This window comes from Achromobacter sp. Root565 (assembly GCF_001427425.1).
GTDB classification, from domain to species: Bacteria; Pseudomonadota; Gammaproteobacteria; order Burkholderiales; family Burkholderiaceae_B; genus Achromobacter; species Achromobacter spanius_D.
In genome coordinates, this window is the sequence record NZ_LMGO01000009.1 from 84,956 (window position 1) to 110,157 (window position 25,202).

The 25,202-nt window shown below is 66.0% G+C and carries 25 protein-coding genes; 2 read left to right on the top strand and 23 right to left on the bottom strand.

Going from position 1 to position 25,202, the window contains the following annotated elements:
- Positions 1 to 5: 5 nt before the first annotated feature.
- The 7 genes from ASD71_RS26395 to rpsP form a co-directional block, all read right to left on the bottom strand.
- The gene (locus ASD71_RS26395) at positions 6 to 737 is read right to left on the bottom strand and encodes an amino acid ABC transporter ATP-binding protein (RefSeq protein ID WP_056571452.1); all 732 of its coding nucleotides are present in this window, start codon (positions 735 to 737) and stop codon (positions 6 to 8) included.
- On the bottom strand, positions 734 to 1,387 hold the full coding sequence (locus ASD71_RS26400) for an amino acid ABC transporter permease (protein ID WP_056571453.1): 654 nt from the start codon (positions 1,385 to 1,387) through the stop codon (positions 734 to 736). Before ASD71_RS26400 ends, ASD71_RS26395 begins: the two co-directional genes overlap by 4 nt.
- A 145-nt stretch (positions 1,388 to 1,532) precedes the next feature.
- A complete protein-coding gene (locus tag ASD71_RS26405; RefSeq protein ID WP_056571455.1) occupies positions 1,533 to 2,288 on the bottom strand; it encodes an ABC transporter substrate-binding protein in 756 nt (251 codons plus the stop codon).
- Positions 2,289 to 2,384: 96 nt separating this feature from the next.
- On the bottom strand, positions 2,385 to 3,056 hold the full coding sequence (locus ASD71_RS26410; protein WP_056571457.1) for a helix-turn-helix domain-containing protein: 672 nt from the start codon (positions 3,054 to 3,056) through the stop codon (positions 2,385 to 2,387).
- Positions 3,057 to 3,171: 115 nt separating this feature from the next.
- Positions 3,172 to 4,062 carry a tRNA (guanosine(37)-N1)-methyltransferase TrmD gene (gene trmD / locus ASD71_RS26415; RefSeq protein WP_056571459.1) on the bottom strand — a complete coding sequence of 297 codons (891 nt, stop codon included), beginning with the start codon at positions 4,060 to 4,062 and terminating at the stop codon, positions 3,172 to 3,174.
- Entirely contained in the window at positions 4,062 to 4,679 is a 618-nt protein-coding gene (gene rimM, locus ASD71_RS26420; protein ID WP_056571461.1) for a ribosome maturation factor RimM, read from the bottom strand. Before rimM ends, trmD begins: the two co-directional genes overlap by 1 nt.
- A 128-nt stretch (positions 4,680 to 4,807) precedes the next feature.
- Positions 4,808 to 5,068, bottom strand: a complete 261-nt coding sequence (rpsP, locus tag ASD71_RS26425; protein WP_008165084.1) for a 30S ribosomal protein S16 — start codon at positions 5,066 to 5,068, stop codon at positions 4,808 to 4,810.
- 492 nt (positions 5,069 to 5,560) lie between these two features.
- On the opposite strand from rpsP, the gene ASD71_RS26430 reads away from it, so the two are divergent.
- A complete protein-coding gene (locus ASD71_RS26430; protein WP_056571463.1) occupies positions 5,561 to 6,142 on the top strand; it encodes a hypothetical protein in 582 nt (193 codons plus the stop codon).
- A gap of 130 nt (positions 6,143 to 6,272) precedes the next feature.
- Here the strand turns inward: ASD71_RS26430 and ASD71_RS26435 are convergent, their stop codons facing one another.
- The 14 genes from ASD71_RS26435 to panD form a co-directional block, all read right to left on the bottom strand.
- Positions 6,273 to 6,542 (bottom strand): sulfurtransferase TusA family protein, encoded by a 270-nt coding sequence (locus ASD71_RS26435; protein WP_056571465.1) that lies wholly within the window; start codon positions 6,540 to 6,542, stop codon positions 6,273 to 6,275.
- Positions 6,542 to 9,166, bottom strand: coding sequence for an alanine--tRNA ligase (gene alaS, locus ASD71_RS26440; protein ID WP_056571468.1), 2,625 nt, complete (start codon positions 9,164 to 9,166; stop codon positions 6,542 to 6,544). Before alaS ends, ASD71_RS26435 begins: the two co-directional genes overlap by 1 nt.
- Before the next feature lie 79 nt (positions 9,167 to 9,245).
- Positions 9,246 to 10,298 carry a hypothetical protein gene (locus tag ASD71_RS26445; RefSeq protein WP_056571470.1) on the bottom strand — a complete coding sequence of 351 codons (1,053 nt, stop codon included), beginning with the start codon at positions 10,296 to 10,298 and terminating at the stop codon, positions 9,246 to 9,248.
- Positions 10,295 to 10,912, bottom strand: a complete 618-nt coding sequence (locus tag ASD71_RS26450; protein ID WP_156395326.1) for a type 4 pilus major pilin — start codon at positions 10,910 to 10,912, stop codon at positions 10,295 to 10,297. The genes ASD71_RS26445 and ASD71_RS26450 overlap by 4 nt, the downstream gene beginning before the upstream one ends.
- A 61-nt stretch (positions 10,913 to 10,973) precedes the next feature.
- A complete protein-coding gene (locus ASD71_RS26455) occupies positions 10,974 to 12,110 on the bottom strand; it encodes a hypothetical protein (RefSeq protein WP_056571472.1) in 1,137 nt (378 codons plus the stop codon).
- A complete protein-coding gene (locus ASD71_RS26460; protein ID WP_082579071.1) occupies positions 12,103 to 13,890 on the bottom strand; it encodes an ATPase, T2SS/T4P/T4SS family in 1,788 nt (595 codons plus the stop codon). Before ASD71_RS26460 ends, ASD71_RS26455 begins: the two co-directional genes overlap by 8 nt.
- A complete protein-coding gene (locus ASD71_RS26465; RefSeq protein WP_235512361.1) occupies positions 13,887 to 14,333 on the bottom strand; it encodes a hypothetical protein in 447 nt (148 codons plus the stop codon). Before ASD71_RS26465 ends, ASD71_RS26460 begins: the two co-directional genes overlap by 4 nt.
- Positions 14,334 to 14,367: 34 nt before the next feature.
- Positions 14,368 to 15,756 carry a hypothetical protein gene (locus ASD71_RS26470; RefSeq protein ID WP_235512362.1) on the bottom strand — a complete coding sequence of 463 codons (1,389 nt, stop codon included), beginning with the start codon at positions 15,754 to 15,756 and terminating at the stop codon, positions 14,368 to 14,370.
- 2 nt (positions 15,757 to 15,758) lie between these two features.
- A complete protein-coding gene (locus tag ASD71_RS26475; RefSeq protein ID WP_056571476.1) occupies positions 15,759 to 17,384 on the bottom strand; it encodes a hypothetical protein in 1,626 nt (541 codons plus the stop codon).
- On the bottom strand, positions 17,381 to 18,286 hold the full coding sequence (locus ASD71_RS26480) for a TcpQ domain-containing protein (protein ID WP_056571478.1): 906 nt from the start codon (positions 18,284 to 18,286) through the stop codon (positions 17,381 to 17,383). The genes ASD71_RS26475 and ASD71_RS26480 overlap by 4 nt, the downstream gene beginning before the upstream one ends.
- A 209-nt stretch (positions 18,287 to 18,495) precedes the next feature.
- The gene (locus tag ASD71_RS26485) at positions 18,496 to 19,836 is read right to left on the bottom strand and encodes an extracellular solute-binding protein (protein ID WP_056571481.1); all 1,341 of its coding nucleotides are present in this window, start codon (positions 19,834 to 19,836) and stop codon (positions 18,496 to 18,498) included.
- Between the two features lie 4 nt (positions 19,837 to 19,840).
- Positions 19,841 to 21,097 carry a D-amino acid dehydrogenase gene (locus ASD71_RS26490; RefSeq protein ID WP_056571484.1) on the bottom strand — a complete coding sequence of 419 codons (1,257 nt, stop codon included), beginning with the start codon at positions 21,095 to 21,097 and terminating at the stop codon, positions 19,841 to 19,843.
- 125 nt (positions 21,098 to 21,222) lie between these two features.
- Positions 21,223 to 22,269, bottom strand: coding sequence for a CDP-6-deoxy-delta-3,4-glucoseen reductase (locus ASD71_RS26495; protein WP_056571487.1), 1,047 nt, complete (start codon positions 22,267 to 22,269; stop codon positions 21,223 to 21,225).
- Positions 22,270 to 22,338: 69 nt separating this feature from the next.
- A complete protein-coding gene (gene panD, locus ASD71_RS26500; RefSeq protein ID WP_050446262.1) occupies positions 22,339 to 22,707 on the bottom strand; it encodes an aspartate 1-decarboxylase in 369 nt (122 codons plus the stop codon).
- A 209-nt stretch (positions 22,708 to 22,916) separates the two neighbouring features.
- Here panD and sugE point away from each other — a divergent pair, with 209 nt between their 5' ends.
- Positions 22,917 to 23,234 (top strand): quaternary ammonium compound efflux SMR transporter SugE, encoded by a 318-nt coding sequence (gene sugE / locus ASD71_RS26505; protein WP_056571491.1) that lies wholly within the window; start codon positions 22,917 to 22,919, stop codon positions 23,232 to 23,234.
- Positions 23,235 to 23,271: 37 nt separating this feature from the next.
- Here the strand turns inward: sugE and ASD71_RS26510 are convergent, their stop codons facing one another.
- Together ASD71_RS26510 and thpD are read right to left on the bottom strand one after the other, a co-directional pair.
- A complete protein-coding gene (locus ASD71_RS26510; protein ID WP_056571495.1) occupies positions 23,272 to 24,144 on the bottom strand; it encodes an MOSC domain-containing protein in 873 nt (290 codons plus the stop codon).
- 122 nt (positions 24,145 to 24,266) lie between these two features.
- Positions 24,267 to 25,193 carry an ectoine hydroxylase gene (gene thpD, locus ASD71_RS26515; RefSeq protein WP_056571498.1) on the bottom strand — a complete coding sequence of 309 codons (927 nt, stop codon included), beginning with the start codon at positions 25,191 to 25,193 and terminating at the stop codon, positions 24,267 to 24,269.
- Positions 25,194 to 25,202: the final 9 nt, after the last annotated feature.

Genomic DNA, 25,202 nt, shown 5'->3' on the forward strand with positions numbered 1-25,202 from the left:
CTTCCTTACATGGGATGCAACACGCGCCGCAGGAAGTCCTGCGTGCGCGGATGCTGCGGATGATTCAGGACTTCGCGGGCAGCGCCCTGCTCCACCATGACACCGCCATCGAAGAACATGACGCGGTCGGCGACCTCGCGTGCAAAGCTCATTTCGTGCGTGACGACGACCATCGTCATGCCGGCTTCGGCCAGCTTGCGCATGACCCCCAGCACGTCGCCGACCAGCTCCGGATCGAGCGCCGAGGTGGGCTCGTCAAACAGGATCGCCTTCGGTCTCATCGCCAACGCGCGCGCGATGGCCACGCGCTGCTGCTGGCCGCCCGACAATTGGTTCGGATGCGCGTGCTCCTTGTCCGCCAGCCCCACGCTGGCCAGCAATTCGCGGCCGCGCTCCACCGCCTGAGCGCGCGGTTCCTTCTTGACGAAGATAGGACCTTCGATCACGTTTTCCAGCGCCGTGCGGTGCGGAAACAGGTTGAAGCGCTGGAACACCATCGCCACCTGCGTGCGAATCGACACGATGGAGGGCGCATCGCAATCCACGAGCTCGCCGTCCACGGTGATGCGGCCAGCGTTGTAGCGCTCCAGTCCGTTGATGCAGCGCAGGATGGTCGACTTGCCCGAGCCGGACGGGCCCACGACGCACACGACCTCACCCTGCTCGACCTCGGCGTCGATGCCCTTCAAGACCTCGAGCGGGCCAAAGCTCTTCCTCACGCCTTGCAGGCTGATCATTTGGTTGCGCTCCGTTTTTCCAGATGCCGCACCAGCAGGATGAGCGGCACGCACATCACCAGGTACATCAGCGCCACCAGCGTGAACACCGTGGCGTTCTTGAACGTGGATACGGCGATGAGCTTGCCCTGCAGAGCAAGCTCTGCGACGGTGATGGTCGAGGCCTGCGACGAGTCCTTCAGCATCATGATCATGATGTTGCCGTACGGCGGAAGAACGATCTTCACGGCCTGCGGCAGCACCACGCGCCGCATCGTCAGGCCCCAGCCCATGCCCATGGCCATCGCGGCCTCGATCTGCCCGCGATCAATCGCCTGGATGCCGGCGCGGAAGTTCTCTGCCTGATAGGCCGAATACGCGATGCCCAGGCCGATGATGGCCGCGTGCACCGCACTCAGCGACACGCCCATGTCCGGCATCACGAAGTAGATGTAGAAGAGCAGCACGATGATCGGAATGCCGCGCAGCAGATTGACCAGACCCGCGCTGAACCCCGACAAGTACTTGTTGCCCGACACCCGCATCAACGCCCACACCAGGCCCAGCACCGTCGACAGCGCGAGCGAGCCCAGCGTCACCAGGATGGTGAGCTTGGCGCCCTCCAGCAGGATCGGCATGAATTCTGCCGCGTCTTTCAAGAATTCCGTCATGAGTCCACCTACCTCGAGAAGACCGCCCGCGATGACAGCTTGGGATACAGCCCGAGAAGCGCTGCGGATGGGCTGCGTCCGCCGGCGCGCGTGGAGGCGCCAGCGGGATGTCGCGAATGCTTGAGCTCAGATTGCCCGGCTGGCATCAGGCGCCGCCCAGGCCCCACTTCTTCAGGATCGCGTCGATGGCGCCATCGGCCTTCAGCTTGGCCAGCGCCTTGTTGATGCGGTCAAGCAGCTCGGTGTCGTCCTTGCGCGTGGCCAGCCCAAGGCTGCCCATGATCGTCGGCTGATATGACTGCGCCATTTTCAGGTTGGGATAGTTGCCCTGCGACAGGACATACGCGGCGATGGGATAGTCCATGAAGCCGCCCTGGATCCGGCCTGCGTTGGCGTCGCGCATCATGTCGGGCGGGTTGTCGTAAAGCTTCACTTCCTTGAAGACACCGCTCTTCTGGATCGGCTCGACAAAGGCGGTGCCGACTTGCACGCCAACGGTCATGCCCTTCATGTCGGCGAACGACTTGTATTCCTTGTTGTCGGTCTTGAGCACCATCAGGCCCTCGCCGTAGCGATAGACGGGCTCGGAAAAGCTCACCACCTGCTGGCGCTGGGGCGTGATGAACATCGCCGCCGACACGATGTCGATGCGCTTGGACGTCAGCGAGCCGATCAGCGCGGAAAACGCCATGGGCTCGATCTGCACCGAGAATCCGGCCTCCTTACCCACCGCTTTCACGATGTCTACCATCACGCCCTCGATGCTGTTGGTTTTGGTATCGAGAAACGTGAACGGGCTGCCGGTGGGCGTGGACCCCACCTTCAACACCGTCTGGGCTTGGGCGCCCGCCGCCATGGACAATGCTGCGAATACAGAGACAACAAGAGTCTTGAATTTCATGACATATCCTCATCGTGGCAAAGAAGGCCGGGCCGCGCGTGGCGCGCCCGGTGGCGGCACGCTCCCCGCGCGTTCCGCCGCTTGCGTGCTGCGCGCTCAGGGCGCTTGTGGCGTGTCGTCCTCCGCGGCGTGAGTGATGTTGGATATGGCCCAGATGACTTCGGTCGTCTGGGTCCCCGGATTGCACCAGCGGCGCGGCGTGCTGCTGGCGTAGCAAAAGCTGTCGCCAGCTTGCAGGCGGATGACGCGGTCGCCCACCCAAAGCTCGAGCACGCCCTTGAGCACCAGGCCGATCTGCTCGCCCTGCCCCGTTACGAACAGTTCGTTGCCGGTCGATCCGCCGGGCGCAATGGACGCGCGGCACAGGTCCATGCTGCGGCATGCCGCGGGCGTGAACATCTCTTTGCTGATGCCTTTTTCCTTCAGGTCGATGTGGCGGTGCGTGCCTGCGCGGGCCACGCGCCCGTCTTCCTCGCCGCCGGTATGCTCGGCGTTGCGCAACAGCGAATTGACCGACACGCGAAACTCGCGCGCCAGGAGATGAAGGACTTTGATGGACGCCGAACTCAGCCCTCTTTCGATCTGGCTTAGCAGCCCCAGCGACATGCCGCAGGCTCGCGCGACGTCAGCGAGCGACCGGCCCTGCTGCTTGCGCAACTGACGCAACTGCTGACCCAGCCAAAGATCGACGGCCGACTCCGGTCGTTCCGCATGAGCGGGGGACGCGGGCGCTGCACGGGCACGGCGAACGGCGGCGGAGCGGGTCATATGAAAATTTCATGTGCATGTAATTTTCAATACTAAGGAGCCGCAAAAACGCCCACAATCCAGGGACTTCCCTAGCGTAGTGGGCGTTTACGGGCGTTTCGGGCCGGCGCGTCGGTCAGGAAGCGTCGGACGGATCGCGGTTGGGATCGGGTTTGGGGCTGGGCTGGGTCTGCCCCGTGGGCGCGGCATCGACGGCGGGTTTGCGCGGCCGGCGGCGTCTCGCACCCTGCTCCGCAGGCAACGGCGTGCCGGCCAACTCGGCCAGATAGCGTTCGTCCAGCTTGCTTAGCCAGCCTTTTGCGCGCGCCGATTCGATGAGCTCGGGCCGGCGTGCGGCGGTCAACGCGAGCGAGCGTTCGCGCCGCCAGCGGGCGATATTGGCGTGATGCCCGCTCAGCAGGGGCGCCGGCACCGCTTCGCCGTCATAGACTTCCGGGCGTGTGTAGTGCGGGCTGTCCAGCAGGCCGGACAAAGTGTCATTGAAGGAATCCTGCAGGGCGGAATCCCCGTCGTTGAGCACGCCGGGCAATAAACGCACGGCGGCATCGATCACGGCCAGCGCCGCGATTTCACCTCCGGAGAGCACGAAGTCGCCCAGCGAGATCTCTTGCGTGACGCAGCGATCAATGAAGCGCTGGTCCACGCCTTCGTAACGGCCGCAAATGAGGATGAGGCCATCGCTGGCGGCCAACGCTTCGGCGCCGGCCTGGTCATAGCGCCGGCCGACCGGCGCAAGCAGCGCCACCGGGGCAGGACCCAGGCCCTGTCCGGCGCGCGCCTGCTGGGCGGCGTTGACGGCGGCTTCCAAGGGACCCGGCATCATCACCATGCCGGGGCCGCCGCCATAGGGGCGGTCGTCCACGGTACGGTGTACGTCATGCGTGAAATCGCGCGGATTCCAGGCATGAAGCTGCCACCGGCCCTGGGCATGGGCCCGGCCGGTGACGCCGAGGTCGCGCACCACCCCGAACATTTCGGGAAATAGCGTAACGACGTCGATACGCATCAAAAATCCGCGGGCCAATCGCTGTCGATGCGGCGGGCAGCCAGATCAACGGCGTGGATGTGCGCGCGTACGAACGGAACAAGCATTTCGGCGGGTCGGCCCTTGGCGTCCAGGACGGGCTCGGGGCTTTCGCCCTCGCCCTTCTGCAGCAGGACCTTCAACACGGCGTGAGCACCGTTATCAAGGACCTCGCTGACCACGCCAATTCGCGCGGATTCGCCGTTGGCGCTGGAATACAGCGCGCAACCAATGAGATCGACCCAGTAGTATTCGTCTTCCTCGGGCGCGGGGAATGATCCACGCGGCGCTTGCACGGTATGTCCGCGCAACGCTTCGGCCTGATCGCGATCCGTAATGCCCTGCAGTTGCGCCACCACGGTGGCTCCCTGCGAACGGGATTGCAAGATCTTGAATGCGACAGGCGCAGACGCGACAGCGCCCCGCGCCAATTCAGGCACAGGGCGAGTCAACCACCATTGAGACGCTGAGAGCAGCACTTCGGCGTTGGCCGAATGCGGCTGCACTTTAACCCAGCCTTTCACACCGTAGGCTGCAGTAATGCGGCCCAGCTCGACCAAATCCGTAGGCGCCGCGTTGGAGGTTGCGGCATCAGGCATTTATCGTGCTCTTTATCAGGCTTGGATAGCGATGAAGCAGCTAGGAATGTCCGCTTTCAAGCGCGAGGCTTTCAACGTCGAAAAACCAGCTGCTTCAGAATTCAACTAAGGATGTGCGTCGCGGGCAATTAGGCCGCGGCGGAAACCTTGGCCGAGTATTCCTTGACCAGACGCTCGACGGCGGGCGACAGTTGCGCGCCGGTGCCGGTCCAGTACTGCACGCGATCCAGCGCAATGCGCAGGTTTTCCGTGCCTTCGCTAGCCACGGGGTTGTAAAAACCCACGCGCTCGATAAAACGGCCGTCGCGACGGTTACGCGAATCGGTGGCCACCAGGTTGTAGAACGGACGCTTCTTGGACCCACCGCGGGCCAGGCGAATCACCACCATAGGTAATCCCTTGAATTAGTTGTGAAAAACGGGAAATTCTAGCACTGAAAGGAGCCTGCTGGCAAATGCGAGTGCCGAAGAATCTGTGATGCGGTGCGATTTGTATCCCAAAACACCACATCCGGGTATTCTACAAGCACGAGCCCAGCCCTGCTGCGGCTCGATCTGCAGGAGGCCCGGACGTCGTGTTGTCGTCCCCCTGTCCGTCGTCAGGCGGGTGCGGGTGCAAGTGACCTGGCCTGCAGCCTGCCCCGTTGTCATGCGTTTGAGCAGTTGGTGCGTCTGAAGAGCAATCTGATTGGAGAGATCGGATTTCATGTCGACCCGCGCAAAACTCTACGCCCTGGCCTTGCTGGCCGCTTGGAAGCGACAGCCTATCCCTGATACCCCGCCTTTGCCGCGAGCGCCCCGAAGATCCGGGCGGCGTTGCCACGCCCCTGCCTGACTCCGCTTTTTCCCCACAAAAAGTCCTTTAACTGGAGTGTGCACACCATGAAGAACCAAAAATCAGTCTTCGCACCCGTTGCGCGCCTGGCTGTAGCTGGATTGCTGGCGGGCGCGCTGGCCTTGCCCACGGACGCGCCCGCGCGGGTCATTGGCGCGGCGCTGACAACGGCCTCCGGGCAGGTGGCAGCGGTTGATCAGGCCAACCGGACCATCACACTGCGCGGCGCCGACGGCAATACCGTGGAGATCGTGGCCGGACCGGACATCCGCAATTTCAATCAGATCAAGCCCGGCGACACGTTGACGCTGGACTACTACGAGTCGGTGGCGGTGGACGTGCGCCCCGCAGGCTCCGGCGCGCCTGAAGTCGTCACCGAGACCGCCGCGACCCGGTCGGCCAAGGGTGCGATGCCGGGCGGCGCGGTTGGCCGCCAGACCACGATCACGGCCGAGATCTGGCACATCAACCGGAGCGCGAACCTGGTGATCCTCAAGGGTCCCCAAGGCGGCAGGCGCACCATCCAGGTCAGGGATCCGGCCCTGCGCCAGAAGCTTCAACAATTGAAGGAAGGCGATCTGGTGGACTTCACGATCACGCAGGCCGTCGCCGCGGCCATCCACCGTTAGGCGCAACGGCACGCCAAGAAAAAGGCCCGCTGCATGAGCGGGCCTTTTGAGCGATCCATTGAGCGGACTTATTCGCCTATTCAGCGGGCTCGTTGAGCGGGCCTACTGCATGGGGCGATTGCCGGGCGGGCTAGCGCCGGCGCAGAAAATGCACGCAGCGTCCGTCGGCCTCTTGCTGCGCGACGAGCGCATTGCCGGTCTGGCGCGCAAACGCCTGAAAATCGCGGATCGCATTGCGGTCGGTGGTGATGACACGCACCACCTGCCCGCTTTCCATCTGCGCAAGCGCCTTCTTGGCCCGCAGGATGGGCAAAGGACACGTCAGGCCGCTGGCATCGACGTCTTGGTCGAACACCGGCGCCTCGGCGCCGGCATCAAGACGGGAATCGGCATCGCTCATCAGAGGCGCTCGTCCACCCACTTCTGCACGCCTGCAATGGCCGCGGGCAACGCGGCGATATCCGTGCCGCCGCCCATGGCCATATCAGGACGGCCACCGCCCTTGCCGCCCACCTGGCTGGCGACAAAGCCCACCAGATCGCCGGCCTTGATGCGGTCGGTCAGGTCGGCGGTGACGCCACCGACCACGCTGATCTTGCCATCGGCGGAGCCGGTAGCCAGCAGCACGACGGCAGGCTTCAGGCGGTCCTTCAGGTTGTCGACCATGCCGCGCAGCGCCTTGGGATCAACGTCGCCAATGCTGGCCGCAAGAACCTTGATGCCCTTGACGTCGACCGCGGCGCTGGAAGCCAGGTCATTGCCGGCGCTGGCCGCAAGCTTGTTGCGCGACTGCTCAAGTTCCTTTTCGAGTGCCTTGACCTGGTCCTGCACCTGCGCGATGCGCGCCGGCAGATCGGCGGGCGTGCTGCGCAGCATGCCGGCGACCTGGGTCAGCAAGGCGTTCTGGTTCTGCACCCAGGCCAGCGCGTTATCGCCAGTGATGGCTTCAATGCGGCGCACGCCTGCGGCCACGCCGCTTTCGGACACGATCTTGAACAGACCGATGTCGCCGGTGCGGGTGACGTGCGTGCCGCCGCAGAGTTCGCGCGAGAAACCGATGTCGAGCACGCGCACGGTATCGCCGTATTTTTCGCCGAACAGCGCCATGGCGCCGCCCTTGACCGCATCGTCGTAGCCCATGACTTGGGCGACGGTGGGATGGTTGGCCAGGACTTCGGCGTTGACGATGGCTTCTACGCGGGCGATCTGCTCTGCCGTCAGCGGCGCATCCTGCGCGAAGTCGAAACGGGTCTTGTCGGGGTCAACCAGCGAGCCGCGCTGCTGAACGTGCGCGCCCAGCACTTGGCGCAGCGCCTTGTGCATCAGGTGGGTGGCCGAGTGGTTGCGCACCGTGCGGGCGCGGCGGACGGCGTCCACGCGGGCCAGCAGCGTGTCGCCGACGGCCAGCGAGCCGGATTCCAGCGTGCCGTGATGGCCGAACACCCCGGACTGGATCTTGAGGGTGTCAGCGACGGCGAAACGCACGCCATCGGCTTCGAGCAGGCCGGTGTCGCCCACCTGACCGCCCGACTCCGCATAGAACGGGGTGGCGTCCAGCACGACGACGGCGCTCTGGCCGGCTTTGACTTCCTGCACTTGCGTGCCGTCCACGTACAGGGCCGTGACCTTGACGTTGTCCAGCTCAAGCTTTTCGTAGCCTTCGAAGCGCGTTTCGGCGCCTTCGTAGCTCAGGCCTTCGGCCATCTTGAACTTGCCGGCGCCGCGGGCCTGGTCGCGTTGGCGCTCCATGGCGACGTCGTAGCCGGCCATGTCGACGTCGACTTCGCGTTCGCGGCAGATGTCGGCCGTGAGGTCGACCGGGAAGCCGTAGGTGTCGTACAGGGTGAACAGCGTGGTGCCGTCCAGCACGCCGCCCTTGGGCACATTGGCCAAGGCGGTGTCCAGAATACGCATGCCATGTTCGAGGGTTTCGCCGAAGCGCTCTTCTTCCTGCTTGAGGACCTGCGCCACGCGGTCGGCCACGGCGGCCAGTTCCGGATAGGCCTCGCCCATTTCGGCGACGAGATCCGGCACCAGGCGATGGAAGAACGGCTTGGTCTGGCCCAGCTTGTAGCCGTGGCGCAGCGCGCGGCGCACGATGCGGCGCAGCACGTAGCCGCGGCCTTCGTTGCTGGGAATCACGCCGTCGACAATGAGGAACGAGCAGGCGCGGATGTGGTCGGCGATGACCTTGAGCGAGTTGTCTTCCAGGTCCTTGATGCCGGTTTCGCGCGCGGCAGCGGCGATCAGGTGCTGGAAGACATCGATTTCGTAGTTGGAATGCACGCCCTGCAGGACGGCGGCGATGCGTTCCAGACCCATGCCGGTATCGACACAGGGACGCGGCAGGCGCGGCATGTTGCCTTCGGCGTCGCGTTCGAACTGCATGAACACCAGGTTCCAGATTTCGATGTAGCGGTCGCCGTCTTCTTCGGGGGATCCCGGCGGGCCGCCCCAGATCTCGGGACCGTGGTCAAAGAAGATTTCGGAGCACGGACCGCAGGGGCCGGTATCGGCCATCTGCCAGAAGTTGTCGGACGCATAGCGCGCGCCCTTGTTGTCGCCGATGCGGATGATGCGCTCGGCCGGCACGCCCACTTCCTTGGCCCAGATGTCGTAGGCTTCGTCGTCTTCCTGGTAGACCGTCACCCAGAGCTTTTCCGCCGGCAGCTTGTAGACCTGTGTCAGCAGCTCCCAGGCGTACTGGATGGCGTCGCGCTTGAAGTAGTCGCCAAAGCTGAAATTGCCCAGCATTTCGAAGAACGTGTGGTGGCGGGCGGTGTAGCCCACGTTCTCCAGGTCGTTGTGCTTGCCCCCGGCGCGCACGCTGCGCTGCGACGAGGTGGCACGCGTGTACGACCGCGATTCCTTGCCCGTGAAGACGTCCTTGAACTGGACCATGCCCGAATTGGTGAAGAGCAGGGTCGGGTCGTTGCCCGGGACGAGCGACGACGAGGGAACAATGGTGTGTCCCTTGGACTTGAAGAATTGCAGGAACTGCTGGCGAATCTCGGAGGATTTCATCGTGGATGAAGCAGAATTTAGGGCGAATCGCCAATTATAGAGGGTTGGCGGAAATACGCGGTAACGGGCAGGACAGTGGTCACCGCACACAGACATAACCGATGGTCCAGCCCTCGGTTCCCTTCCAGACGCCGCCGGAGGACACGACCACGCTTTCATAGCCCACAGGGCAGGCGCACTGGCCCGTGCGGGGGTTGGCGGTGGAGATGCCGGTGTAATGGAAGCAGCCAAGCGGGTAGTTCACGCTGAAGGCGCCGCCGAAGCCGCCGCTCGCCTGCATCCAGACGCCGGATTCGCACGACAGCAACTGGCCGGCGGCGGATTTGGCGAGCGCGCCCGGCTGCACCCCGCAGGCATGGCCGGGGATTTCCCGGGCGCCCACGTCGATGTAGCCGCCCGCTTCGACGTTGCCTGCCACCGACAAGCCGCCTTGCAGGTCGGGATTGCGGGTGTCGCGCATTTTGACGTAGCCGGTCAGGTCAGGCAGCCCCGCGCCGGCGCCCGCCCACAGCGCAAGCGTGCCGGGCGCGTACGTGGGCGCCTCGGCGGCCACGGGATTGGGAAAGCCGAACGCCGCGCCGCGCAACTGGAATGGCACCTGCGGCCACACGGCCCCGCCGTAGCCGGCAGCGGCGGTGATGACGGACGCCATGGCGACTTCGTCCGGTAATTGCGTCCCTTTTTTCAGCAGCGGTTGGTCGGCGTAGACGATGCCGTCGACCCGGCAGGGTTCGTCGGGACAGGCCGGGCTGCGCAGGATGCGGATGTCCGCGCCGAAGCCGAGGGCCGACTGGTCGGGAAAGTCAGCGGGCAGATGGCCCTGGGCGCGCAGTTCGGACAGCGTGGGGTGGAGGGCGTCGGCAAAGAGCGGCTGGCCGTCGCTGGCCGCGGGCGTATCTCCCTGGGACAGGGCTTCGGAATGCCGCGACAGCACATCCATCAACGCCAGCCGGATCTGCGTCATCCACACGCCCGTGGAGCGGGCAGCCGAGGCCTCGATGCCGCGAACGACTTCGTTGGACGCCCAGATGGCAACGGCGGTGGTGATGGCGAGCGCCAGGGCCATCCCGGCGAGCGAAAAGCCTGCCTGCCGCCGTCCCGCTGCGCGCCGGCCGCTGCGGGGCGCGCTCATCGTGCGGTGAAAACGAAAGTGTTCACATCGCCCTGGGTGCACTGCGCCTGGGCCTGTGCCGCGCGGTACGGGGTCGCGGGGTTCGTGATCGAATCCTTGACGACTTTGGCGCCGCTGCTGCCGCTGATGGAGATAATTTCCGACACCCGCTGCAGGACTGACGCGAGCGCCGGGCAGGCTGCGTGGCTGACACTGGTGAGGGTAAGCGTGAATGCGGAGCCCATGCCCGCACCGTCGACGGATGCGGGTTCGACCTGGACCACGCCGCTGCCGCCGGTGCCGGAGCCGCCCAGCCCGTGGGCCACGCTTGCCGCGGCGCCAGTGCCCTGCACCGAGAGCACCGAGGAGTCGCGCAGCGCATTGGCCAGGGCGCCGGTGTCCAGCCCCGTGTAGGGCGTTACGCCGCCGCCTTGCGCGTTGATCTTCATGCTGGCGATGAACCGCTGCAGTTCTTCGCCGACCTTGGGCACCTTGTTTTCGATGACGTAACCGCCGATGGCGGGGATGCCGACGATGGCGATGAGCAGCACGATGGCTGTGACGATGGAGACTTCCATCAACGAAAACCCGCGCTGAGTCCCACCAAAGGATCGAGACAGACTGACTGCTTTCATGAATATCCTCATTGATTAAAGTGCGCGGCGAACCGCGCCGTTGCCGCCAACCCGCGGTCCACTACTGGCTGGCATAGAAATTGGTCAGCGCCTGGCGTAGCTCGTCTATCACTGCGTAATGCCACAGCGTGATGCCCAGCACCGTGGACAAGGACACGATCAGCAAGGACCAGCGCAGCACGAGCGCCTGGCGCCGCACACGCGCCAGCAGGCGGACCTCGACGCGCTGGCGCACGCGCGCCAGGCCGGGCTCGACCCCGAGCGCGTCCATCAGGTCCGCCATGTACCACCACGTCTGGGAATCCAGCAGTCCGGTGCCAAAGATTTCCGCGCCGCTGGCGCCCCCGTCGATACGGCCCAACATGGCCTGCAGGTGCGAAAGCAGCCACGGCGAGGCGTCGCGCGCCTGCACGGACAGCGCACGGCGCAAGCGCGTGTCGGCCGCGCCGTGCTGCCTGATGAGCACCGCCAGCAACGACAGAAAGCGGATGGCCTGGAAATCGCGGTACAGCCGCCAGAGCAGCCAGCGATCCAGCACGGCGCGAAGATCGCCCGTGAAGTGCGCCAGCGACCAGAGGGCGAGCAAGACCGCGCCGAATATCAGGACGACCCACAGCGCAAGCCACTGCTTCAGGCCCCCTGCCAACGTAAACAACCCGCGCGTGAGCGGCGCGTAGTCTTCGGCAGGCACGGCCTGGAATACCTGCTGCAACCGTGGCACGCTGAAAAACGGGATGGCGCACAGCAACGCGAAGGCCACAATGGCGGCAATGACACCCGTGGCGGCCGCCGACAGCAACGCCGCCCAGGCCTCGGACGCCAACCTGACGGCGCGCGCCAGATCGCGCAACGCCGCGGCCAGGTCGCCGCCCTCTTCCTGCACGCAACTGAGCAGCAGGCATTCGTTGTGCGGCAGCGTGTCGGACCAGGCGACTCCCAGGTCTCCACCCGCGCCCAGATACGCGGCGGCCCAGTGCTGGCAGAGGCGTCCGCGAACCGTGTCCGGCCCGTACCGGCTGGCGTCGTCCTCGAAGATGTCGCGCAGGCTCTTTCGCCCTTGCGTGCCTTCGACGACATCCGCCAGGTATTCGTAGTAATCCGCGCGCTGCGAGCGAAAGCGCAGCGCGTCCAGCCGCAAGCGGTACACGCCAACAGACCGTGGGGACCCGCGCGAAAAGCGATGTGCGAGCTCAGCCATGGTGCGCTCCACCGGACTTGGCCGCGCCCGTCTGCGCAGGCGACGCGGCCTGCAACGATGGGGATTGCAACGACGGGGCCGGCGCCGTGCTCATGTTCGGCACGACAGGCAATTCGAACCGGCGCAACAGGGTGCGTGGATCGATTTCGCCGAGATGGGCGCGGTATAGCGCGCAATCGAGCGCCCGCGCGCCGCGGGTGGCGGCTTCTCGCCAAGCGCCACCCGTGGCAGGCTGGAACTGTTGCTTCAGTCCGTGGTTGTCGCGCTGCCGCACTTGATCGAGAAAACCCTGCACGCGATCGGGCTCGATCATTTCAGCGGCGACGCAGCGCCCCGCGGTTCCGTTGAGTTCCGGCATGTGATCGCGCCGGCATGCGGGACAGCCGGCTTCGTTTCTGACCCTGAGCGAATCGGAGTGCAGATCGAACGCTTCCTGCAAGCCGCGAACCCAGCCGCGCCAGTCCCATGCATGCGCATGCCGCGCGTGCAAGCCCGACCACAGGCTGTCGACGGGCAGCGCGCAGCCGGGACACAGGCGAGGCAATAGCGTCTGATAGATGAGCAGCTTCAAGATGCCGGGCGACGCGAGGAATTCGCGCGATACGCCGATCGCATCGGAGGCCAGGCGCTCGGGAATCATCACGGCCGAGCCGGCGTGCGTGGTGGCGTACAGACTGACGCCCGAACTGGCGAGGTCCATGAACGCGCGGCCGGTCTGCGTGTCGCGGATCTCGCCGATCAGCAGATCGTTCATGGCCGAGCGCTTGATGGTCTTGAGCTTGGCGTCCAGCGTGGGCCACGCTGCGTCCGCCAGCGCGCCCGTCAACGTGTTCTGCAGCGCGTTGCCGATGTGGTATTCCACCGGGTCTTCAAGCGTGATGACCTTGCGCGTGGGCGCGATGCCGCGCATCAGCGTGGCGATGGTGGTGGACTTGCCCGAGCCCACCACGCCCGCCAGCACGATGGCCCCGCCCTCGCGCTCGCGCGCCCGCAATAGCGTTTCGGCCTGTCCGGGCAAGTATCCCAACGCCAGAAGGTCGCCGTTGACGGTTGCATCCAGCCGCAGGATCCGCAGGCACACGGAAGGCCCCGCGTCCGCGGCCAGCGAGGCCCAGCGCAGCACGACTGGGGCGGCATCCACCGTCAGCGAAATACGTCCCTGCTGCTCGAGCGCCGGATCGAACACGGCGCCGTTGCCGCCACGCACGTCCATCCATGCCACGGCCAGGACTTCGAGCAACGTGGCGCTGGACAGGCCGGCGAATCGATCCGAGCCGACATACTCGCCATGGATGGTGTAGCGGATGTCGCCGGCGTCGCGCCTCTGGTCCACGTTGATGTGGACGTCGCTGGCGCCCTGCAGCACGCCCCAGCGGACGATGTCGAGAAACAGCGCTGCCAGCGCCGAGGCGCGCTCGGCCGGGTTGACCCTGGCCGTGCGCCCCGGGCCGGACGCCGTGTACTGGCCGCGCGCGATCATCAGCAGGAGTGGCGCCGGAACGACATATCGCGCGGGGCGCGCCATGCGGTAACCGGCCGCCTTGACCATGCGTTCGACCTCGTCGATCTGGTCGCCGACGGTGTATTCCTTGACGGCGAAGATCGCGGCCTGGCCGCCTTCGAGCAGGACCGGGCACAAGCGTCCGGCCAGCGCAGCCAGATCGAACTGACGGCCCAGCGCGCGCACGAAGGCCGGATCCATGCCCGCGATGTCTTCGGGGGTATGCAGCTCGGGCGGGCGAGCGGGCGTGCCCGCAACGGGCAGGGGCTGCGTTGTCATGGGTGTGCGCCCCCGGCGTCCAGGCACGCGGTCTGGGAGCGGCCTTCGCGGTGCAGGCGCACGCAGGCGCCATCGACGGCCACCAGACGATACGGCGCAGCCAGGGCGCCGCCTGCCACGGGATCGGCGCGGCCCGCCCGGTAGCGCTGCAACGTGCCGTTGACCACGATGTCCACGTTCAAGCTGCGCACCGTGCCGAATATTGCGGTCACGCGGATGTCGTCCGCCGCGCGCCCGGCGGGCGGCATCGCGGCGCCCTTCCCTTCGCCAACCGTGCAAAGGCCCGGCACCCGGCAGTCGGACAAAGCCGCGGCCGCATCCGCGCGCAACAACGTGCGCACGGTCTCCACCTCCGGCCAAGGTTGCGGCGCGGACGCCTGATCGGCGGGCTGGGCATGGCCTGCCGATACCGCCGCGGCGCTCAGTGCGATACCGGCAAGCATTCGAGCGGCAGCGTGCCGGCGCGGGATGCAAAGCTCATTCCTGTTCATAAAGTTCCCCCTGCAATTCGGCAACAAGCGCACTGGCGACGAGACTGGGCCGCGGTTGCGACTGCACGTTCACCACGAGGCGCGACCAACGGGCCGCGGATATCGGCCCCGGCATCAACGCCATGGAGCGCAATGGCCCATGCAAGATCAGGCTGCGCCGCCGGACGACGGGCATGCTTAACCCCACGGGATTGGCCTGAACCGCCGTTGCGTGCCCGGCCGACTGACCGGCCGCCGCTTGCCCGGCCGCTCCAAGTTGGGCCGCAGCCTGACGCGGCATGTGCGGCATGAGTGGCACGGACGGCGATAGCGCGACGGAAGCGAATGCCGCGCGCACCCCTTGCAGTCCGCCCGCCACTCGCGTGTCGACGTGCAGCGACGAAGGCAACGTCAAGTCGGCCACCCGGATCGGGGCGGACCCCACGCGCCACGCCAGTGTGGCTTCCTCGAGCGGCTTGAACGACACCTGCCAACCAGCTGGCAGCAACGCGTGCAGGCCGTGGTTGGTGGCCAGCGGATGAACCCGGGCATACACGGCCGCGCAGTCCCATTGCTGCGGTCCGGCATCGCAGTGCGCGCGGCGCAAGGCCCAGCCTTGCACCTGCACCGGCAGCGCGGCCACGCTGGCGAGCAGGCGCGTCAGCGCCGTTGGCGGATGGACGGTCGTTGCGCGCAGCATTCCCTCGTAGGCATCGGCCATCGGGTCGCGAGCCGCAACGGTCGCCGGCGGCGCAGCAGGTTTGCGCGAGAACGCACTGACACTGGCGTTCCATAGCGACGGCGCCACGGCGGCAAACCCGATGCAGGCCAGAAAGAGGCGCAGTGCGGCAGGCAACTCCGCCCAGCGCGAGGGCAGCGGATTCAGCGCCGCGCTGGCATCCACGGCCTGCGCCAGTGCCGTCCACACTTGATCCGAAGCGTGTTCCTTCAAGGAGGGACGCTGCGCGAGCAACGCCCGCTGCTCCTGAAGCGCGTCGTCAAGCGAACCGAATACCCGGTCGGTCTGCGACAGGACCGCGCCGCCATGCGCGGCGACAAGCCAATGGCGCCCGTCCGGCAGGCGAACAAGGCTGTGGCCGCCCTCGGGGTACAGCAAGGCAAACAATTGCGCGGCCGATTGCGGCGGCGTCGCTGCCGATGCGCCGGCGCGGCGCGTGAGCCGCCCGCGCCCGATTCCGGAGCGAGCGCGCCCATAGCCCGCGACCATCGCGGGTGATCCGCCCACCACGTAATGCGTGGCCCGCAGGCGTCGACCGCGTGACCGCGCGAGCTTGGGGACGTTGGAACCAATAAGCGCAAACCAGCGCAGGCCAATCGCCAGCGTTCGATCGGCGCCGGGGCATTCGATCAGCAAGAGTTGAGGGGCCCGGTTCACGATCAGTACCCTTCCTCGACCTGGGCCGTCACGAGGATCAGCGTCGTGTGGCGTTCGGTGGCGGCTCTATCCAGGCCCCCCGAAAGCAGCGGCAGTCCGGGCGCCAGCCGTTGGCGATCGTGCTGGTCCTGCGTGCGGTCAAAGCCCGCCACGATCATGGGCTGCCCCGGCCGCAGCTCGATCTGCTGCACGGTGCCGCTGCCATCGACCGTGATCTGCTGCACCTGGACCTGATTGGCGCTTTCGCCGAAGGTGATTGTTTTCAGAGGTTGCGCGACGGCGTTGTCATACGCGATGGAAAGCAGGATCTGCCCATCTTCCTGGATGTCCGGCACCAGGGTGAGGAACGAGCCGACGGTTTCTTCTTTCTGGCTGATGGAGACCGCGGGCAGCGAACCGTTCGCCCCGGTGGCGGTCATGCCCGGCATGGCGGTGCTTTGCACGCGGTCTATGTAGGAGAACGTGGTCCTGACGGCGTGCGAGACCGGCCGGCGGTTCAAAGTCAGGACCGGAATCTTGCTGTGCCGCACGACCGCGCCCATGGCGCTGAGCGCGGACACGATGGCTTGCGATCCCTGGAATGGCCCCGCGCCCGACGCGGCTTGAAGCAGCCCCGCGCCGGTAGCCGGCACACCGGGCACGGCCAGCCGCGCCGTGGCGCCCGCCGCCGCATAAAGGGCATTCCAGTCAAGGCCGCCCGCGGCCTCCGAGTTGGCGATAAAGGTGATTTCCTCGAAAAGCAGGCGAACGCGGCGGGTCAGCGCCTTGTTCTCGCGTTCCAGATAGCGCGCGACCCGGTCCAGGGCGTCAGGCGTATCGGTGACCACCAGCGCGGCCGCGCCTTCCACCGGCTCTGCAATGACGCCGGATCGCGTGAGGAACGGCAGCACGTTTGCACGCAGGATGGCCAGCGTGTTGTGCTCGCCCGCGGACAGCGTCGTGTTGGAGGTGCTTTCGAAGCCCTCGCCTTCCGCACTGCCGGAGCGGCCAAGCCGCACGTCCACCTTGCTGGCGAGCGTCAGGGCGCGCAGATCGAAGACGCGTGTTTCAGTGCGGTAGAACTCGAGCGCATTGTGTTCGTAGCGCCAGTGCACCGAAAAGCGCGCGGCCAGCGCGTCGAGCAGATCGGCGAGCGGTTGCGGATCCGCGCGCACCTCGATGCGCGCCGGCGCGGCAAGGGCCACCGCGCCGGTGACGGCCAGACGCGGCAGGAATTGGTCGTGGGCAAGCAGCGCGTCGGGGCGCACCCGCACGGCGATGCCGGTGGCGGCGGTCAGGCGCTGTGCCAGCGTGGGAAGGTCCGCGTCGTCAGCCAGCATGAGCGTGGTTTTGACGTTTTCACGCAAAGCGGGCGGCAGCGTGACCTCGCGCGCGAGCGGCTGCGGCTTGCCGGCCAGCCAGGGCGTGGAGACTTCCTGCGCGGCGATGCGCGCCTGATGGTCGGACAAACCATCGGCAAAGGCCTCATGGCGGGCAGCGGCGTCGGCATGCCTGCCGCTGGCCGCGCGGCGCATGTCCGTGACCTGCTCGGACACCGAGCAGCCAGCGATGGCGCACGAGAGCGCAGCGTAAGCAAGCGTTCTGGAAGTTGGGAAGCGCGTGGCGCAAGCTAACAGGCGGAATGTCATGCCGCGGCTCCTTTAGGCGTGGCCGCGCGTGAGCACGATTGCGCAAGCGGCACGACGCGCAGGACGCGATTACCGTAGAAACACGGTTGCAAGGGCCGGTCGGCCAGTTCGGTGGCGCCGAGCAGGCCGCGCACGGCCGCCTTGAAGTCGCCGGAGAATTCGGCCGTGGCGGCCAGCGGGATATCGACGTCCACCGCCCAATGCTGAGGTTGGAACGTCCAGCCGGCCGCGTCGGCCCAGCGTGCCAGCACGGCGCGCAGCGTGGCGTCGGGCGGCGCGGCACGGAACGGGGCGGCCTGCGCGGCAACGTGCGTGTCGGTGGATGTGGCCCCCGCATGCGTGGCGGACGGCGCGGCATGACGGCTCGGCGCTTCTGCGCCGGCCAGCGCGCCCGCTTCCGAACGCGGCGCCGTGTCAGCGACGAGCCTGGTGTGTGCGGTGGAATCCACATGCGGACGTTCCGATGCGTCCACGGCAGCCGCCGAGGTCTGCACCTTGCGCGAGGCGGATTGAGCCAATTGCGCCGGACTGTCCGCCGCAACATGCGCCCGCTGCGCCCGAGCGGTCAGCCTGCCGCCCCGAAAGCTCAGCGCTTTCCATGCGCCGGCAACCACCACATAAGGATCACGCCGCACGTACGGCAACGCGTGTTCACCGCCATCGCCTGCACCGAAGATGGCCGGCAACGGCTGGCCCGGCAGAAATTGCAGCCAGGTCTCGCGCCCGTCGTCGAAGACCTGCAGCGGCGCGACGGCGGGATCGCCGGATAACTGCCAGTCGAAGCGGAACCCTTGCGAAGGCGGGTTGGCCGCCTGCCAGGAGGATGCGCCCGGGCCGGGCCCCGACCACGTGCATGCGCCAAGGCAAGACAGCCCGGCCGCCAGAAAGAAGATTCGTACCATGCCTCACCGCGAACAAAGCGCGCATCGGAAGCGACACGCTTGAACGGCATGGTGGCCGAGCGCCGGTGGCGCCGCCAGACTGGCATGTACGCACGGACGGATTCATCCACCCTGTGCGCAACGAATCAAAAAAACAAAAAAGCCCGGTCCGAAGACCAGGCTTTGTCCTGCTGCGCGGCGCTGCGGGAGCGCGGCGCCATTGACTGCGATCAGCGCTGCGTGGCGATGGTGCGCGCCTGCGCGGCGGCGTTGTTCAGCGCGGAAACGGGCGGCACCTTGCCATCGAAGGCATCGGTGAGTTCCTTGTTCAGCACAGGCTCGATGCGCTCGTAGTTGGCCATGCGGAAACCACGGCTGTTCTGGACGGGCTTGGCGCTCATCGAGGCAACAAAAGCCTGCGCGCCCGGGATCTTGCTGTAAAACGACACGTCGGAGGCGCGGAAGGCGGCTTCAGTCAGCGGCAGGTAACCCGTGCGCTGATGCCATTCGGCGGCGACGACCGGCTTGGACAGCCACGCCAGGAACTGCGCGGTGGCCTTTTCCTGGGCCTGAGGATGACCTTCGAGGGCCCACAGCGCCGAGCCGCTGACGAAGGGCTTGCCGCCCTCCTTGGTGGCTTGCTCGTAGTAAGGCAGCGGCGAGACGCCGAAGGACAGCGACTTGGTGGCGAGGAACTGGCCGAACGCACCCGAATTGGCCGTCAGCACGGCGCATTCGCCCTTGGCGAACAGCTTGTCGGAGGCGTTGTCGCCGGAGTATGCCGTGAACAGCAGCGAGCGCTTCCAGCTGACCATCAGCGAGATGTGGCGCATGTACAGCGTGTCGAACTGCATGGCGGGCGCGGCGGACTTCTTGGTGACCGCATCCAGGCCGTTGTTGTTGCTGGTGAACAGCTGGTTGTTGATCGGAGCCAGGTTCTCGAGGTGGACCGCGACCTGGTCGCTGGACGCGTAGGGGCAGTCGATATCGGCCACGTCGCGCAGCTTCAGAAGTTCGGCCTGCAGCGCGGTCCAGGTGCGTGCGGGCTTGTTGGGATCGAGACCGGCCTTCTTGTAGGCGGCGGTGTTGTAGAACATCACCGGCACTTCGGCCATCCACGGGAAGGCCAGCAGGCGGCCCTTGCTGTCGCGGGTGAAGCTGCTGGTGGCCGGCACGAACCAGTTCAGGTCCTTGATCGGATACTTGGCCAGCAGTTCGTAGAGCGGCAGCACGGCTTTGTGCTGGGCCACGACTTCGGGGGAATGGTTGTCGGACAGTTGCAGCAGGTTCGGGCCCTTCTTGGCCTTGACCGCGGACACTGCCTCTTGCTCCAGGGCGTTCGGCGACGCAAAGCCGCGCAGCGTCACTTTGACGTCGTCCTGTTCCTTGTTGTATTGCTTGGCGAGCTTTTCGAACTCGGCCTTGTTTGCATCTGTCAGCGTGTGCCAGACCTGGATTTCGACGGGCGCGGCGTTTGCCACGCCAGCCATCGCCATCGCGGCGCCAAACACCCATGCACGCCGGCTGGCGAACATCGCGCGGGCAACGCCCGCCAATTGCAGTTTCTTCATAGGTTCACAGACCAAGAAAAGGGAATTCCGGTTCTGGCCGCCGTCCACTGAGCAGATCGGCCAATGCCCGGCCCGAGCCAACACCCATCGTCCAGCCAAGCGTACCGTGTCCAGTATTGATATACAAATTCGGGATACGGCTGCGGCCGATGATGGGCACGTTCGAGGGAGTGGACGGACGCAAGCCCGACCAATAGCTGACGCGCTCGAAATCGAGCGCGTCGGGAAAAAGTTCTTTGGCGAGGCGGGTCAAGGCCTCGCAACGGCCGGTATTCAGGCTGCGCGAGTAGCCGGAAAGTTCCGCCGTGCCTGCCATGCGCAGCCGGTCGCCCAGACGCGAGAAGACAATCTTGTGGCTGCTGTCGGTAAGGCTGACAGTGGGGGTGGCAGCCGGATCAAGTACCGGGAACGTGGCCGAATAGCCTTTGGCCGGGTACACGTTGCACGGGATGCCCAGCGGGCGCAGCAGCCCCGGACTGAAGCTGCCCATGGCGACGACATAGGCGTCGGCCGACACGGTAGCATAGCGGCCGTCGGGCTCGATAAGTTCGACGCCCGTGACGGTCCCGCCCATGGTCAGCAGCCGGGTCGCGCGCGTGCTGTAGCGGAATTCGACGCCCGCGCGCTCGCAGAGCTGGGCGAGCGCGACGGTAAACAGGTGTACGTCCCCGCTTTCGTCCTCGGGCGTGTAGTCGCCGCCCACGATCGTGGCGCGATGCGGCGCCAGCGCGGGCTCGATGGCGATGACTTCGTCGGCAGACACAACGCGGCGTTCGACGCCGAAGTCGCGCATCAGGCCGGCGGCGCGCTGCGAGTTTTCGAATTCGTGGGGATCGCGGTAGAAATTCAGAATGCCGCGTTCGAGGTGGTCGTACTGGATGCCGAGCTCGGCGCGCATGCCGCGCAGCGTGGCTCGGCTGTATTCGGCCATGCGAACCATGGCCCGGATGTTGGGAGCCAGCCGGCCGGGCAGGCATTCGCGCAGGAATGCCAGACCCCACATCCACTGCCGCCAGTCGAGCTGCGGACGGAACAAGAGCGGCGCGTCGTCCCGGAACATCCACTTGAGCAGCTTCATCGGCGCCTGGGGATTGGCCCAGGGTTCGGCGTAGGAGACGGAAATCTGCGCGCCATTGGCGAGGCTGGTTTCCTGGGCGGGGCCGGTGCAGCGGTCTATGACCACGACGTCATGACCCGCCTGGCTTAGCCACCAGGCGCTGGAGATGCCGATAATGCCGCTACCCAATACCGCTACTTTCATGCCCGCATCGCTCCTTGCATGCCGGTTGCGTACGCGGACCCGATGTCCGCGTGCCCCGGCAGGCCGCTGCCAAAGCAGTTTACCTTGCCGTTTTGCAGCCGCCTAAGTAATAAAAAACATATTACTTAAGACCCGGCCTTCGCCAGATCGGCCTCTGACGTGAAGGCATCCGCGTAGAACTCTTCCGGCGGCAGACCGTTCTGCGCGCTGAACTCGCGGCGAGCCGCGTCGACCATCAGCGGCGTGCCGCAGGCATAGACCTGGTGCCTGGAAAGGTCCGCGATGTCGTGCATCACGGCTTCGTGGACAAAGCCGGTGCGGCCGGTCCAGTTGTCTTCCTGCAGCGAGTTGGACACGACCGGCACGTAGCGGAAGTTGGGAAGCTGCGCGGACCACGATTGCGCCAGCGCGTCCATGTAGAGGTCCTGCGGACGGCGGCCGCCCCAGTACAGCACGACGGGCCGGTCAATGTTCTTGTGGATCATGTGTTCGACGATCGCCTTGACCGGCGCGAAGCCCGTGCCGCTGGCCAGCAAAACGATCGGCTTGTCGCTGTCTTCGCGCAGGAAGAACGATCCGAAGGGCCCTTCCAGGCGCAGGATCTCGCGTTCCTTCATCTGCGTGTCGCCGGCGCCAAACACGTGATCGGTGAAAAGCCCGCCCGGCATGTGCCGGATGTGCAATTCCAGCGGGCTGCCGGTGTGCGGCGCGCCGGCCATCGAATAGCTGCGGCGGCGGCCGTCCTTCAGGATGATTTCGACGTACTGACCGGCGTAATAGCGGAACTGCTCGGAGGCCGGCAGTTGCAGCTTCAGGACCGTGACGTCGGGCGCCACGCGCTCCATGGTCTGGACACGCGACGGCAGCTTGCGGATCTGGATGTCGCTGGCGAGCCGGACTTCGGTGGACTCGACCACGAGGTCGGACTCGGGACGAGCCTGGCAGAACAGCGTGTAGCCGTCGGCCAGTTCCTCGGGCGACAGGATCTGCGCGGGGTACTGGCCGGCGTCGAACTCCCCGGAAACCACTTTGCCCTTGCAGGTGGAGCACGCGCCGTTGCGACAGCTGTAAGGCAGGACGATGCCTGCCGCCAGCGCGGCGTCGAGCACGGTCTGGCCGGGCTCGACCGGGAATTGATGCTTGCTGGGTTGGATGATGACCTGGAAGCTCATGATGAAACGGTTCAGAGGCGACGAAGCGCTATCCGGCGATGCCAGGATGGCGCTCCGCCCGGCCCGGCGTCATGCCGGGAACTTGCGGATTTCCTTGACGCGGTTGGCGTCGTCCACCAGCACCACCTGGGGCTTGTGCGTGGCCGAATCTTCTTCGGACATCGGACCGTACGTGCAGATGATGAGCAGGTCGCCCACCTGGGCCCGGCGTGCGGCCGCGCCATTCAGCGAGATGGCGCCGCTGCCGCGTGCGGCCTTGATGATGTAGGTGTCGAAGCGTTCACCGTTGGTCACGTTGTAGAGTTCGATGCGTTCGAACTCGCGCATGCCGGCAGCGTCGAGGAGGTCTTCGTCGATGCCGCAAGAGCCTTCGTAGTGAAGGTCGGCTTCGGTGACCGTGACGCGGTGCAGCTTTGCCCGCAGCATGATGCGTTGCATAAAGAATTTCCTGGTTTCGCGGCCCGGACCGCGAAGTGTTGCAAGGTTGATGCCCGGCATCCGGATTTGCCGTCGAAAGCCGGTATTCTATAATTTTTGCCGCAACGGGACGGCCCGTTGCCGCGCACCGTCAAACGGCTTGCGCGTTTTCCGGGGACGACCCCATTTATGCCGGCACCCCGCCGGCAACGCAATCTTGGGAGTCGTGAATGACCTGGATCATCCTGGTTTTGGCTGGCCTGTTTGAAATCGTCTGGGCCGTCGGCCTGAAATACACCCACGGATTCACCCGGCTGTGGCCGTCCGTGGGCACCGTGGCCGGCATGCTGGTCAGCTTCTGGCTGCTGGCGCTGGCCATGAAAACCCTGCCGCTGGGCACCGCCTACGCCGTATGGGTGGGCATCGGCACGATCGGCGCCTTCGTGGCCGGCATCGTGCTGTTCGGGGAGTCGGCGAGCTGGCTGCGCATCGCCAGCGTCGCGCTCATCGTGTTGGGCCTGGTTGGCTTGAAGCTGTCCTCGCCCTAAGGCCTAGGCCCAGGACCCGCCCCCCAAGGGCGGCGCGTCAGAAATCCAGTTCGATCTCGACCGCGTCGCCCACCTTGAGCCGCGTCCCCGCCGGCGCATCCAGAATGGCGTTCTGGCCGAACACCACGCCGATGTCCAGATTGCGGTAACTCGCCAGCGTGCGGCCCGGTTCCTCGTACTGTTTGGCCGTGCGCTGGTCGATGTCGGGAATCGAGCAACGCGTGCACGGCTTGACGAACGCCATCCGCACTCCGGCCGCCGTGATCATGGCGGTGTGGTCTTCTTCGAAGGCTTCCCATTCGCCTTCGACCACGATGTTGGGACGAAAGCGGTCCATGGGCACAGGGTCAGCGCCCTTGGCCTGCAGGCGGGCATTCAGGTCGTCCAGCGACGCCTGGTTGGCGATCAGTAGCGGGAACCCATCGGCAAAGCCAAAGCAGTGCTCGCCCACGAAGGCCTCGGCCAGGTCGGGGTGCACATCAACCCAGCGGGACACCCAATCCGGCTTGGCGTCGCGGCGCGCCGCGGCGTCCACCTTGAGCAGGCCGCAAGGCGTTTGCAGGAACTGGGTCAGCCACTGTGCGGCGGCGTCGCCTTCGCGCCGGGCCGTGGTGGTGTCGCTCCAGACGCCTACCGTGAGGGCATCCCCTTGCAGACCCGAGCCGTCCAGAGCGACGTCCAGGTCCGCCATGCCGGGCGCCGACAGCCGCAGCGCGTCCGCGGTGAGCGCGGTGCGGATGAGCGCCATGGCCGGCCATTGCCGCTGCGTCATGAACTGGCCCGCGGCGTCCACCACCATCCAGCGCCGGTCATGGGCCAGGCCCGCGCGGTCGATCGGCGATTCGTTCAGGTCGATGCCCGCACAGGATTTGACGGGGTAGATATGCAGGCTGAGGATGCGGGCGGACATGGCGGCGGTGGCTCAACGAGTGGCGAATGCCGCAGAGAATACAAGAAATGCGGCGCGCCGGACCGCCCGAAAGAGACAAAAAAAGCCCGGGACAAGCCCGGGCCAGATAAGGTGGCGGTTGCTCAGCCGCCGACCAGCTTCAAGGTGTCCAGCGGCGTGACCGCCTTGAATCCCTTGCGCGTCGCGATGTGCTCGGGACGCGGGGTCAGCCCATACTTGGGCGGGTTCAGGGTGTTCTCCATGCTGTTGTAGACCATGAAGACGTTGGCGCGGGGCCACGGCGAAATGTTGCTGTTCGAGCCGTGCATCGTGTTGCAGTCGAAGAACACCACGGAGCCGGCCTTGGCCGTCATCGTGCTGATGCCGCCCTGCTCCACCAGCAACTGCAGGCTGACCGGATCCGGCACGCCGTATTCCTGCTTCTTCAGCGACTGTTTATAGTGCTCGTTCGGCGTCTCGCCGACGCACGAAATGAACTGCCGATGCGATCCGGGCACCAGCATCAGCGGGCCGTTGCACTCGTTGTTGTCGGTCAGCAGCACCGAGCAACTGAGCGCGCGCATCGACGGCATGCCGTCTTCAACGTGCCAGGTTTCAAAGTCGGAGTGCCAGTAGAACTCCTTGCCCTTGAAGCCCGGCTTCATGTTGGCGCGCGACTGGTGGATGTAGACCTCGGAGCCGAGAATCTGGCGCGCCACGTTGACCAGGCGCGGATCTCGCACCAGGCGGGCCAGCATGGGATTGAGCACGTGCACCAGAAAGATGGAACGCACGGCATTGCTGCCCGGCTCGGTGATGGCCTCTTCGCGGCGGACGATGGAAGGGTCGCGCGTCATGCGCTCGACCTCGGCCGACAGCGCACGCACCTCGGCCTCCGTGAACAGGTTTTCCAAGAGCAGGAAGCCGTCGCGGTCGTACTGGCCGACCTGCTCGCTGGTCAGGGCGTTGGCATACTTGCCGTCTTCATAGACGACGGGGTCCTGGCGGGAAATGATGGCGGAACTGCGATCCGTACGGGAGGCGTACGGATCCTGCGCGGGTGAGATCATGCGAACCTC